The organism is Aeromicrobium sp. Leaf289, from assembly GCF_001423335.1.
GTDB lineage: Bacteria > Actinomycetota > Actinomycetes > Propionibacteriales > Nocardioidaceae > Aeromicrobium.
In genome coordinates this window covers 90,958-103,381 of record NZ_LMNK01000001.1, presented here as the reverse complement: position 1 = coordinate 103,381, position 12,424 = coordinate 90,958, and the positions used below count along the sequence as shown (strand labels likewise).

Here is a 12,424-nt window from a genome sequence, read left to right as displayed (position 1 = left end):
AGGCTGCGGCCATGCTCGTGACGCTCGTCGTGAACCCGGTCTCGGGCAAGCAGCGGGGCGAGCAGATCGCGCGGGAGGCGGGGGACCGCCTGACCCGCGCCGGTCACGACATGGTGCGGGTGCACAGCGCCGACGGCGCCCAGGCGCGCGCTGCCGTCGCGGCCGAGGTCGACGCGGGATCGGAGCTGGTGCTCGTCGTCGGAGGTGACGGCCTGCTGCACGACGTGCTGCCGGCGCTCACCGCGCGCGACGTCACCGTCGGCCTGCTGCCCGCCGGCACCGGCAACGACACCGCACGGTCGCTCGGGATCCCCGTGGGGGACCCCGACGCCGCGCTCGACGTCGTCCTGTCGGGCCGCACGCGCACGATCGACCTCGCCGACACCGACCACGGGCCGGTCGTCACCGTCGTGGCGTCGGGCTTCGACTCCAAGGTGAACGAGCGCGCCAACGCCATGCGCTGGCCCCGCGGCAACATGCGCTACAACCTCGCGATCCTCGCCGAGCTCCGCGCGTTCTCCCCGCTGTCGTTCACGCTGACCCTCGACGGCGTCAGGCTCGACACCGAGGCCATGCTCGTGGCCGTGGGCAACGGACCGTCCTTCGGCGGGGGGCTGAGGATCGCCGAGGGGGCGGTGCTCGACGACGGCCTGCTCGACGTCTGCATCATCAGGCCGGTCAGCAAGACGAAGCTCGTCCGCGTGTTCCCGCGGCTGTACCGCGGGACGCACGTGGACCTCCCGGAGTTCGAGCGGCACCTGGTCCGCGAGGCCGTCCTGGAGTGCCCGGGCATCGTCGCGTACGGCGACGGCGAGCGTCTCGGCCCTCTTCCGATGACGACCCGTGTGCGCCCCGCCGCGTTGCGCGTCCTCGTTCCGTAGCCGCGATCCGTAGGCTGGGGAGCATGACGAGCCCGGCCGAGAAGTTCGCCCAGGCCACGGCCTCGCGTCGCCACCCCCACCTCGCCGAGTTCCGTGGTCTCTACGGCTTCACGCTCGACCCCTTCCAGGTCGAGGCGTGCCACGAGGTCGAGGACGGGCGCGGGGTGCTGGTCGCGGCTCCGACGGGCTCCGGCAAGACGCTCGTCGGTGAGTTCGCGGTGCACCTCGCCCTCGCGACCGGGCGCAAGTGCTTCTACACCACGCCGATCAAGGCGCTGTCGAACCAGAAGTTCCACGACCTGGTCGAGCGCTACGGCGCCGACCGTGTGGGGCTGCTGACCGGCGACAGCACCGTCAACGGGGAGGCTCCGGTGGTCGTCATGACCACCGAGGTGCTGCGCAACATGCTCTACGCGGGCTCGCGCACCCTCGACGGGCTCGGCTTCGTCGTCATGGACGAGGTGCACTACCTCGCGGACCGCTTCCGCGGAGCGGTGTGGGAAGAGGTCATCATCGGGCTGCCCGAGTCCGTCAGCGTGATCTCGCTGTCGGCCACGGTCTCCAACGCCGAGGAGTTCGGCGACTGGCTCAGCGAGGTCCGGGGCTCCACCACCACGATCGTCGAGGAGCGGCGCCCGGTCCCTCTGCACCAGCACGTGCTGGTGGGTCGCAAGCTGTTCCCGCTGTTCGAGGACGACACGGCCGAGACCCGACCCGGTTCGAGCGGGTCGTCCGACGAGGGCCCCCGCGTCAACCGCCAGCTCGAGAGCATGGCGCGCCAGGACTGGCAGCTGGACCGCGCACGCAAGGGCGGCGGTCGCGGCCGGCCGGCCAAGGGCGGCAAGCGGCCGCAGAGCCGGCACCGCACGCCCAGCCGGGTGGAGGTCGTCGAGAAGCTCGCGGCCGAGGGCCTGCTGCCCGCCATCGTCTTCGTCTTCAGCCGGGCCGGGTGCGCTGCGGCCGTCCAGCAGGTGCTCGACGCGCGCATCATGCTGACCACGCCCGACGAGCGCAAGGAGATCGAGGCGCGGGTCGACGAGGCGTGCGCGCACCTGCCCGACGAGGACCTGCACGTCCTCGGCTTCCACGAGCTGCGCGACGGTCTGGGGCGAGGAGTCGCCGCGCACCACGCGGGCATGCTGCCCGCGTTCAAGGAGGTCGTGGAGCAGCTGTTCAGCGACGGGCTCGTCAAGGTCGTGTTCGCCACCGAGACGTTGGCGCTCGGCATCAACATGCCCGCACGCTCGGTCGTCATCGAACGGCTGACGAAGTGGAACGGAGAGGCCCACGTCAACGTCTCGCCGGGGGAGTACACACAGCTCACCGGGCGGGCCGGACGACGCGGGATCGACGTCGAGGGGCACGGTGTCGTGCTCTGGCAGCCCCAGCTCGACCCCCGGCAGGTCGCCGGTCTCGCCTCCACCCGCACCTACCCGCTCAACTCCTCGTTCCGGCCCTCCTACAACATGGCGGTCAACCTGGTCGACCAGATGGGCCGCCGGCCGGCACGCGAGCTGCTCGAGCAGTCGTTCGCCCAGTTCCAGGCCGATCGCGCCGTGGTGGGGATGGTCCGCCAGATCCGCAAGGCCGACGACGCGCTCGACGGCTACCGCGAGGCCGCCCAGTGCCACCTCGGAGACTTCCTGGAGTACGCGGCGCTGCGCCGCGAGCTGAGCGACGTCGAGTCCTCCGGAGCACGCCAGCGCAAGGCCGACCGCCGCCAGGAGGCCGTCGCGTCGATGGCGGCGCTCAAGGTCGGCGACGTCATCAACGTGCCCGGGGGCAAGTTCGCCGGGCTCGCCGTCGTGCTCGACCCCGGTGTCAGCGGGTCTCCGGAGGCTCCTCGTCCGCTCGTGCTCACGGCGAGCCGCCACTCGCGGCGTCTCGGGACGATCGACTTCCCGGTGCCGGTGGAGCCCATCACGCGGATGCGGATCCCCAGGTCGTTCAACGCGCGCAACGCCCAGGCGCGCCGCGACCTCGCGTCCTCGCTGCGGGACCGCGCCGAGGGCCTGCGCTGGCACAACGACACCGGCTACCACGCCGACCGCCCGACCGAGCGGGTCGCGGACGAGCGCACCGACCCGCGTGTGGCCGAGCTGCGGCGGGCGATGAAGGAGCACCCGTGCCACGCGTGCCCCGATCGCGAGGCGCACGCCCGATGGGCCGAGCGCTACACCAAGCTCGAGCGCGACACCGCCAACCAGCGGCGCCGCATCGAGCAGCGCACCAACACCGTGGCGCGCCAGTTCGACCACGTGTGCGAGGTCCTCGACGAGCTCGGCTATCTCGACGGCGACGAGGTCACCACCGACGGCCGTCGCCTGCAGCGGCTGTACAGCGAGCTGGACCTGCTCGTCAGCGAGTGCCTGCGGCAGGGGGTCTGGGACGGTCTGGACGCTGGCCAGCTGGGTGCCGTGCTGTCGGGCCTCACCTTCGAGAGCAGGATCGACGACCCGCCCGCCCCTCGGTTCCCGGACCGACGCACGCTCGACGTCTCGGAGACGATGCTCGCGCTGTGCGCCGACCTGCAGGCCCTGGAGCGTCGGAACCGGGTCCGCTTCCTGTCCACGCCCGACTTCGGGTTCGCGGAGACCGCGTCGGCCTGGGTCGGTGGAGCACCGCTCGACGAGGTCCTGCGCACCACGGGCATGGCCGCCGGTGACTTCGTGCGCGCCATGAAGCAGCTCATCGACCTCGTCGCGCAGGTCGCCGACGCCGCCGGCCCCGGACCGTTGCGCACGACCGCCCGGCAGACGCTCGACGGCCTGCGACGCGGTGTGGTGGCCTACTCCTCGCTCAGCGGCTGAGCGCCTTCACGAGACGCTCCGGCACGCCACCGAGGCCCCACCGCGCCCCGAACGCCTCGAGGGCGTCGCGCTGCTCGGGGGACAGCGGCGCCAGCGGCCGCACGACGTCGGTGCCGCACACGTCGTCGCGCACCCGCACGACCTGACGCATGACGTCGATCAGGTCGCGGGTGTCCAGCAGCGACTGCCGGACCCGCGGCTTGATCGAGGAGTCCGGGTCCTGGGCGGCCGCGACGATGCCGTCGAGGTCGTGGAACTCGCCCAGCAGCGTCGCGGCGGTCTTCTCGCCGATGCCGGCGACGCCGGGGATGCCGTCGGACGTGTCGCCGCGCATGGTGGCGAAGTCGGCGTACTGCTGCGGCTCCACGCCGTACTTGGCGCGGATCCACGCGGCGTCGACCACGTCGGCCGACGAGACCCCTCGCGCGGTGTAGAGCACGCGCACCTGCGCGTCGTCGTCGACGAGCTGGAAGAGGTCGCGGTCGCCGGTGACCACGTCGACCGGCCCGTCCCACGCCTGCGCGAGCGTGCCGATGACGTCGTCGGCCTCGGCGCCCTGCCTGCCGACCACGGGGATCCCGAGGATGCCCAGCGCCTCGGCGATGAGCGGGACCTGCGGGCTCAGCAGCTCCGGCGACTCCTCCGCGACCAGCTCACCCGAGGTCGGGTCGGCGACCTCGGCCACCCGGTGGGTCTTGTAGGAGGGCAGCAGGTCGACCCGCCACTGCGGACGCCAGTCGTCGTCCCAGCACGCGACCACGGCGTCGGGGGAGTGCTGGTCGACGAGGGTCGAGACGAAGTCGAGCAGCCCGCGCAACGCGTTCACCACCGTCCCGTCGGGCGCCTTGAACGAGTCGGGCACGCCGTAGAACGCGCGGAAGTACAGGCTGGCGGAGTCGAGGAGGAGCAGGCGTCCGGTGGTCACGTCGCCAGCGTAGGGCGTCGCCAGGGCGACTACCGTCCCGAACCCGAACACCATCGCCCTCCCGGTCGTGCTGGGAGGGCGATGGTGTTCCGAGACGCGAGGAACGCGTCAGCGCGGTGTCGTCAACGCGGTGTCGTCAACGCTGGGCCTGCGGCCCCTGGGTGACGGCCGGAGCCTTCTTGGCGCTCGTGCGGACCTTGGCCCGCGCGGCGTCGCCGTAGAGACCCTTCTTCGACAGCGCCAACGTCGCCGTCGCGTGCGCCGCACCGTCGCTCAGCTGGCCGAGCACCGTCGTGTTGATGTTGGTGATGTCGTCGGCGGCCGAGTGGTAGTTCTGGTCGAGCGTCTCGCCCGCCGTACCCCCGTAGATCGCAGCCTGCTCGGGCGTCTTGACGTCGTCGGCACCGCTGAACAGGCCGCCCGCCGGGATGCCGTACTGGATGAACGGTCCGTAGTCGGACCGGCCGTCGAACGCGGTCGGATCGGTCTCGAGGCCCGAGCCGTCGAAGAAGTCGGTGAAGACCTTCTCGATCTGGCCCGACCCGGCGGGACCGGCAGCGCCGAACGCGGACCCGTCCCCGTCGTAGACCAGCCGGACGAAGTTGGGCGAGCCCAGCATGTCGAAGTTCAGGTTCGCGTAGATCTTCGACCGGTTCGCGTCGGACAGCGTGTCGACGTAGTGCTGCGAGCCGAGCAGGCCCAGCTCCTCGGCACCCCAGAAGGCGAAGCGGACGGGGCGCTGTGCCCTCTTCGTGTAGCCGGTCGTGGCCATCTGCTCGGCGATCTCGAGGATCGCCGCGGTGCCGGTGCCGTTGTCGTTGATGCCCGCGCCCTCCGGGACGGAGTCCAGGTGGGCACCGACCACGACGACCTGGTCGTCGTTCTTCGTGCGCTTCGGCCAGTCGGCGATCAGGTTGTGCGTCTCACGCTCGAGGTCGGTCACCGTGTCCGTCGTGACGCGAGCGGTGGCACCGCCGGAGCGTGCGTCCTGGACGAGGGCGACGGCGTCGTCGTAGGACAGGCCCACGACCGGGACGTCGATCGGGGTGCCGAGCGTGCCCACGGCGAGCTCGGTGCGCTCGGGGTTGCCCTCGTTGAAGATGATGACGGCGTCGTAGCCGGCGGCCTTCGCGTTGGCCGCCTTGACGCCGAAGTCGCAGGTGCCGCGCTGGACCAGCGCGATCGCGGGATCCGCGGGGGCCGCCTCGAAGTCCGACGCCTCGCACCCGGAGGTGCTGCTCGGCTCGGGCGTGGCCGGGATGACCACGTCCTTCGTCGGCACGACGGTGCCGGTGACCGAACCCGATCCGGAGTACGTGAACACGGCCGTCTCGAGCGTCTTCTCGCCCGGCGTGAGCTGGGTCAGCGTGGCCGGGCCGTTCTCGGCGAAGAACGGGAAGGTGAACGTCTGCTTGCGCACGGTGTAGCCCGCCGCACGCAGCGTCTTGGCGACGTAGGCCGACGACGCGTCGTAGCCGGGCAGTCCGGACGCTCGGTTGCCGCCGTTGCGGTTGGCGATGGTCTGCAGCTGGCGCAGGTGCTGGAGCACCCCGTTGACCTGCACCGCCTTGGTCAGCTTGGTGGTGTCGACCTCGCCCTTCGAGCCACCGGCGAGTGCCGGTGACGCGGAGACGAGCCCGGCGGACAGGACGACGGCTGCGGTGGCAGCGACGATCTTGCGCATGGGACCCCCCGATCCTTCGATGTGATGTACGCCTCACCCTAGGCGACGGCGGCGGACGGGGCACCTGTCGAAGGTCCTGCGTTGGCCCACGACGTAGGCTCGGCGGGTGACTTCTCGCTGGATCCGCGCCCAAGAGCTCGCTCGTGCCCAGTCCGTCGGAGCCGTGCTCGTCACGCCCGGCGCCGACCTGCGCTACCTGACCGGCTACCACGCCAAGCCGCTCGAGCGTCTGACCTGCCTGGTGGTGCCCGCCGACGGGCCCGCGACCCTCGTGGTGCCCGCGCTCGAGCGGGCGGCCGCCGAGGCCGCCGGGGTCGACGTGGAGATCGCCACCTGGGGCGAGACCGACGACCCCTACGCCCTCCTCGCCTCGCTCCTGCCCGCCGACGCCACCGTGGCGGTCGACAACCAGATGTGGGCCGAGCGCGTCCTGGCCCTGCAGGACCGGTTCGCCCGGGTCAGCCTCGCCGGCCCCCTGCTCACCCAGCTGCGCATGCGCAAGGACACCGACGAGATCGCGGCCCTGCGCGACGCGGGCGCCGCCATCGACCGCGTGCACGCCCGCATGGGGGAGTGGCTCCGTCCGGGACGCACCGAGCGCGAGGTCGGCGCCGACATCGCCCGCGCGATCGTCGACGAGGGGCACGCGCAGGTCGACTTCGTCATCGTCGGCTCCGGCCCCAACGGTGCGTCGCCCCACCACGAGGTCTCCGACCGCACGATCGAGCTGGGTGACCCCGTGGTCGTCGACATCGGCGGCACGACGGCGGCCGGCTACTGCTCGGACTCGACCCGCAACTACCTCGCCGGCGGCAGCGCCCCGGCGGAGTACCTCGAGGCGTACGCCGTGCTGGAGGAGGCCCAGCGCGTCCAGCGCGAGCACGCACGACCGGGCGTCACCGCGGAGTCCGTCGACGCCGTGGGTCGCCAGGTCCTCGTCGACGCCGGCCTCGGGGACCTGTTCATCCACCGCACCGGGCACGGCATCGGCACCGAGACGCACGAGGAGCCCTACATCGTGGAGGGCAACGCCCTCGTGCTGGAGCCCGGCATGGCGTTCTCCATCGAGCCCGGCGTGTACCTCGAGGGGCGCTTCGGCGCCCGCATCGAGGACATCGCCGTCTGCACCGACGACGGCCTCGAGGTCCTCAACCACGCACCGCGCGCGCTCACGGTCCTGTGAGACGGTCACCCCGATGAGGTGGTACCTGGCCGCCGTGCTGGCGGCCGTCTCCGGACTGCTCAGCGCGGCAGCCTTCGACCCGTGGTCCGTGCCGTACACGATGGTCGTCGGCGTGGCCCTGCTCGTCTGGGTGCTGCGCCGCCAGGCGGAGGCTCGCGTGGTCGCGGTCATGACCACGGGTGCGGTCTACGGACTCGCCTTCATGGCGCCGCTCATCTGGTGGATGAACGCGGTCAGCAGCGGGGCCTACGTCGCGCTCGTGGTCGCGCAGACCGTGCTGCTGGCCGTCATCGCCCTGCCGCTCCGCGCGGCGCTACGGCTGCCCTGGTGGCCCGTGTGGGGCGCCGCTGCCTGGGTGCTGGGCGAGCAGGTGCGCGGCGGCTTCCCGTTCTCCGGGTTCCCGTGGGGACGCCTGGCCCACACGTCCATCGACACCCCGCTCGCCCCGTACGCGCGCCTCGTCGGGATGCCCGGCACGTCCGCCCTGCTGTTCGTGCTCGCGGCGATGCTGGTCGTGCTGGCCGGTTCCGGGGTCCTGCGTCGGACCGCGGCCGTCGCCGTCGTCGTCGCCGTCATCCTGGGCGGGCTGTTCCTGCCCACGGGGCTCGCGGACCCGGGTCCGGAGCGGCGCGTCGCCGCGATCCAGGGCAACACGCCGGGCGCCTTCCTGACCTGGCCCCGCGGCGAGATCGGCGAGCTGCACCTCGCCGAGACGAGCAGGTTGGCGGCGGCCGTGGAGTCCGGGCGGACCCAGGCACCGGACCTCGTCATCTGGCCGGAGAACGCGCTCGACGTCGACCCCTTCGCCGACGAGGCCCTCGCCGCCCGCATCGAGTCCCTGGTGCAACGGATCGGTGCGCCGATCCTCGTGGGCGCCATCCTCGACGGCCCCACGAACGACACCGCCTACAACGCCGGTGTGGTCTGGAACGGCGACGGCCCCGGCGAGGTCTACGTGAAGCGCAGGCTCGTGCCGTACGGCGAGTACGTGCCGTTCCGTCGCGAGCTGGGTGGGCTGGTCCCGCGCTTCGACCGCGACATCCCGCGCGACATGCTGCCGGGGGACCGGGCGGGCGACCTGCAGGCCGGGTCCGTCGTCGTCGGCGACACCATCTGCTGGGACATCGCCTACGACGGCATCGTCGAGGACGCGGTGCGCGGCGGGGCCGAGATGCTCGTGGTCCAGACCAGCAACGCCAGCTTCACCGGCACGTCGCAGCCCGCGCAGCAGTTCAAGATCTCGCGGCTCCGCGCGATCGAGACCGGCCGCTGGGTCGTCGTGCCGTCGACGAACGGCATCAGCGGCATCGTCGACGCCGACGGGCGCGTGGTCCAGCAGGCGCCCACCGAGGAGCCCGCCACGCTGGTCGCCGACGTCGGCACGGCCACCGGGACGACCCCGGCCACCGCCGCGGGCCGCTGGCCCGCCGTGGCGCTGGTGTCGATCGGTCTGCTGGGCTGGGTCCTCGGCATCCTGCACCGCCGTCGCGCGGTCCGGAGGACGTCGTCGTGACCGTCCTGGTGATCATGCCGACCTACGACGAGGCGGAGAGCCTGCCCGGCACCCTCGAGCGGCTCCGCAGCTGCGTCCCCGACGCCGACGTCCTCGTGGTCGACGACGCCTCGCCCGACGGCACCGGCCGGCTCGCCGACGAGCGAGCGCTGCGCGACCCCGCCGTCCACGTGCTCCACCGCACGGGCAAGGACGGGCTCGGAGCCGCCTACCGGGCCGGCTTCGCCTGGGGCCTGGACCGCGGCTACGACGTCCTGGTGGAGATGGACGCCGACGGCTCCCACCTGCCCGAGGAGCTGCCCGACCTCCTGGCCGCCGTCGCGTCGGCCGACCTCGTCATCGGCTCGCGCTGGGTCCCGGGGGGCTCGGTGGTCAACTGGCCCTGGCACCGACGGATGATCTCGCGGGGCGGCACGATGTACGCCCGCCTCGCGCTCGGCCTGCCCGTGCACGACACCACTGCCGGCTTCCGTGCCTTCCGGGCCGACACGCTGCGCCGGATCGCCTTCGCGGGCGTCGCCTCGCAGGGGTACTGCTTCCAGATCGACATGACGCGCCGGGTCCACGCGGCAGGACTGCGGATCGTGGAGGTGCCGGTCACCTTCGTCGAGCGCGCTCTCGGACGGTCCAAGATGAGCTCGGCGATCGTGCGCGAGGCGCTGTGGCGCGTGACCCTCTGGGGCCTCGCCCGCCGGGTGCCCCGCCGGCTGCGGGTGGGAACGCTCGCCCGGGCCGCGCTGCCCCGCCCCAGCGACGCCGGACCCGGACAGCACGAGACCCCGGTGCAGGACCGGGGTCTCGGGGCGGGCTCGGACGGGTCGGGCTGAGCCCGACGGGCCGTCAGGCCGTCTTGCGCTTGCGACGGTGCAGGTGCGGCGGACCGATCTCGCCGGAGCGCAGCAGCTCCAGGCGCTCGGTGAGGATCTCCTCGAGCTCGGACTCCGAGCGTCGCTCCAGCAGCATGTCCCAGTGGGTACGCGCCGCCTTCTCCTCCTTCTTCGCCGGCTCCGCGACGTCGGCCTGCTTGCCGATGCGGCCGGTCTTCGGGTCCTCCCACTCGTAGGGGACCTCGGCCTCGACCGACATGGTCACCGTGAAGGTGTGTCCGTCGTCGCAGACGTACTCGATCTCCTGACGAGGGGCCATCTCGACCCCGCGCTCGTCCTCGAAGCTCTGGGCACCCAGCCGGGCCCCGCGCAGTGCTCGTTCAGCCATGGGTCACTCCTCTCATCGGTACCAACGTAGGGCACCCCCTTGAGATTCCCCTGAGTACGTCGTCACCGCACCTCGAGTGCGCGGTCGCGGACCTGGGGAGCGACCAGGAAGAGGGCCGCGAGCCCGGCGGCGAGGACCACGAGGATGCCGACGATGCCCCACCGGTCGTCACCGCCGATGAAGGCGAAGAGCCCGAAGAGGGCGGGGGAGAGGAACGACGCGGCACGCCCCGTCATGGCGTAGAGGCCGAAGTTCTGGCCCTCCTTGCCGACCGCCGTGAGGCGCACCAGGTAGGTGCGGGACGCCGACTGGGCCGGACCGACGAACAGGCACAGCAGCAGCCCGAAGATCCAGAACCCCGTGCTGCCCTCGACGAACAGCAGCACCGTGCCCACGACCATCATCGACACGAGCGAGAACACCACCACGCGACGCGGCCCTCCACGGTCGTCGAAACGACCGGCCAGGATCGCACCGCCCGCCGCGGCCACGTTGGCCACGATGCCGAACGGGATCACGGTCTCGTCGGTGAAGCCGTACACGGACACGGCGATGACCGCACCGAAGGTGAACACCCCGGCCAGACCGTCGCGGTAGAGGGCGCTGGCGATGAGGAACTTGAGGGTCTCGCGGTCGTCGCGCCACATGGTCCGCACCTCGGCGAACAGCACGCGGTACGAGTCGACGAAGCCGGTGCGGGGCAGCGGGCTCGCCTCGGCCGGGAGCTCGGGGACGAACAGCAGCACGGGCAGCGCGAACACGAGGAACCAGACGGCGGACACGATCGCCACGAGCCGGATGTTGAGCCCGTCGTCGGTGGTCACGCCGAGGAGGCCACCGTCGCCGCTGATCAGCCCGACGAACACGATGATCAGCAGCACGATGCCGCCCAGGTAGCCGAAGCCCCAGCCGAGCCCGGACACCCGGCCGACCGTCTCGGGCGTGGACACCTGGCGGAGCATGGCGAAGTAGGGGACCTGGGCCAGCTCGAACAGCACGATGCCCAGCGAGATCAGGAGCAGGCCGAGCCACAGGTAGTGGTAGTCGTCCTTCACGAAGAACATGAGGGCCATCAGGACGACGACGGCGCCCGTGAGCAGGGCCAGGGAGCGCTTGCGCCGCCCGCCCGCGTCGGACCGCTGGCCCAGGACGGGGGCGAGGACGGCGATCACGAGGGAGCCGGCCGCGATCGACCACGCCAGCCACGTGCTGGCCGAGACCGGTCCGGGCAGGTCCTTGCCGACGCCGTCGGTGAGGTAGACCGAGAACACGAACGTGACGATCACGGCGTTGAACGCGGCCGAGCCCCAGTCCCAGAAGGACCAGGCCAGGACCTGGCCCCGGCTGGTGCTGCGGGCGACCGCCCCGCCGCCGTCAGCGTGACTCGTGCGTCCGGTGCTCATCGTGGCCAGGCTCCTCGTTCGGTCAGCACGTCGCGCAGGACGTCGGGACGGTCGGTGACGATGCCGTCGACGCCGATGTCGAGCAACCATCGCATCTCGTCGGGGTCATCGACGGTCCACACGTGCACCTGCAGGCCGGTCGCGTGCGCGTGGCGGACGAATCGTGGCGTCACGACCGTCACGGGGCCCCTGCGCACCGGCACCTGCAGGCAGTGGACACCGCGCCGGGCGGCGTACCGGCGGATCGCCGCGACGGGACCCAGCCGCAGCGCCGCGACCTCCAGCGGCCCGGCCGAGCGGGCGGCCTCGGGGCAGATCCGGCGGAGGTGAGCCAGGCGACGGCCGGAGAACGAGGCGAGGCAGACCCGCTCCTGCGCCCCGGCAGCACGGATGACCTCGACAGTCGGGACGACGGCGGCGTCGGACTTCACGTCGATGTTGAACCGCGCGTGCGGGAAGGCCTCCAGCAACGTCGCCAGGCGCGGCACCGGTTCCTTGCCGACCACCCGCACGGCGTCGACCTCCTCGGCCGTCAGGTCGGCCAGGGGCGTGTCGACCCCGGTCAGGCGACCCAGGTGCTCGTCGTGGAACGCGTAGACGACGCCGTCCCGCGAGGCGTGCACGTCGGTCTCGAGGTAGCGGAACCCGAGCGCCACCGCGTTCGTGAACGCTGCCAACGTGTTCTCCAGGCCCCCGTTCACCGGCAGCAGGGCGCCACCGCGGTGGGCCAGGGCCAGGGGGAGGGGCGCGTCGAGGTACGGGTGGCTGGACACCACCTCACGCTAGCGCCCGCAGGGTCCGCGGGACGCC

General features: G+C 72.2%; 10 protein-coding genes. 5 read left to right on the top strand and 5 right to left on the bottom strand.

Translation table 11 applies throughout. The features are described from left to right. The first annotated feature begins 11 nt into the window (after positions 1-11). Both ASF37_RS00550 and ASF37_RS00545 read left to right on the top strand, forming a co-directional pair. Positions 12-881 carry a YegS/Rv2252/BmrU family lipid kinase gene (locus tag ASF37_RS00550; protein WP_056578522.1) on the top strand — a complete coding sequence of 290 codons (870 nt, stop codon included), beginning with the start codon at positions 12-14 and terminating at the stop codon, positions 879-881. A 23-nt stretch (positions 882-904) separates the two neighbouring features. Further along, positions 905-3,691: an RNA helicase gene (locus ASF37_RS00545; protein WP_056578519.1), complete on the top strand. Its 2,787-nt coding sequence runs from the start codon at positions 905-907 to the stop codon at positions 3,689-3,691. Here ASF37_RS00545 and ASF37_RS00540 read toward each other — a convergent pair. Next, the gene (locus ASF37_RS00540; RefSeq protein WP_235499930.1) at positions 3,681-4,616 is read right to left on the bottom strand and encodes a 5'-3' exonuclease; all 936 of its coding nucleotides are present in this window, start codon (positions 4,614-4,616) and stop codon (positions 3,681-3,683) included. The genes ASF37_RS00545 and ASF37_RS00540 overlap by 11 nt on opposite strands. 136 nt (positions 4,617-4,752) lie before the next feature. Then, positions 4,753-6,300, bottom strand: coding sequence for a M20/M25/M40 family metallo-hydrolase (locus ASF37_RS00535; protein ID WP_056578516.1), 1,548 nt, complete (start codon positions 6,298-6,300; stop codon positions 4,753-4,755). 106 nt (positions 6,301-6,406) lie between these two features. On the opposite strand from ASF37_RS00535, the gene ASF37_RS00530 reads away from it, so the two are divergent. From ASF37_RS00530 to ASF37_RS00520, 3 genes are read left to right on the top strand one after another with little or no spacing between them, the layout of a single operon-like run. Next, positions 6,407-7,483, top strand: coding sequence for a Xaa-Pro peptidase family protein (locus ASF37_RS00530; RefSeq protein ID WP_056578512.1), 1,077 nt, complete (start codon positions 6,407-6,409; stop codon positions 7,481-7,483). A gap of 13 nt (positions 7,484-7,496) precedes the next feature. Continuing rightward, complete coding sequence (gene lnt / locus ASF37_RS00525) at positions 7,497-8,996, top strand: apolipoprotein N-acyltransferase (RefSeq protein WP_055968257.1); 1,500 nt, start codon at positions 7,497-7,499, stop codon at positions 8,994-8,996. Between the two features lie 14 nt (positions 8,997-9,010). Then, entirely contained in the window at positions 9,011-9,823 is an 813-nt protein-coding gene (locus ASF37_RS00520) for a polyprenol monophosphomannose synthase (protein ID WP_082506366.1), read from the top strand. Positions 9,824-9,836: 13 nt separating this feature from the next. On the opposite strand, the gene ASF37_RS00515 is transcribed toward ASF37_RS00520, so the two are convergent. The 3 genes from ASF37_RS00515 to ASF37_RS00505 form a co-directional block, all read right to left on the bottom strand. Then, on the bottom strand, positions 9,837-10,211 hold the full coding sequence (locus ASF37_RS00515; protein ID WP_055968259.1) for an RNA polymerase-binding protein RbpA: 375 nt from the start codon (positions 10,209-10,211) through the stop codon (positions 9,837-9,839). Between the two features lie 62 nt (positions 10,212-10,273). Then, positions 10,274-11,614 (bottom strand): MFS transporter, encoded by a 1,341-nt coding sequence (locus ASF37_RS00510; protein WP_055968261.1) that lies wholly within the window; start codon positions 11,612-11,614, stop codon positions 10,274-10,276. Further along, positions 11,611-12,387, bottom strand: a complete 777-nt coding sequence (locus ASF37_RS00505) for a glycerophosphodiester phosphodiesterase (protein ID WP_055968618.1) — start codon at positions 12,385-12,387, stop codon at positions 11,611-11,613. Before ASF37_RS00505 ends, ASF37_RS00510 begins: the two co-directional genes overlap by 4 nt. Between the last annotated feature and the right edge of the window lie 37 nt (positions 12,388-12,424).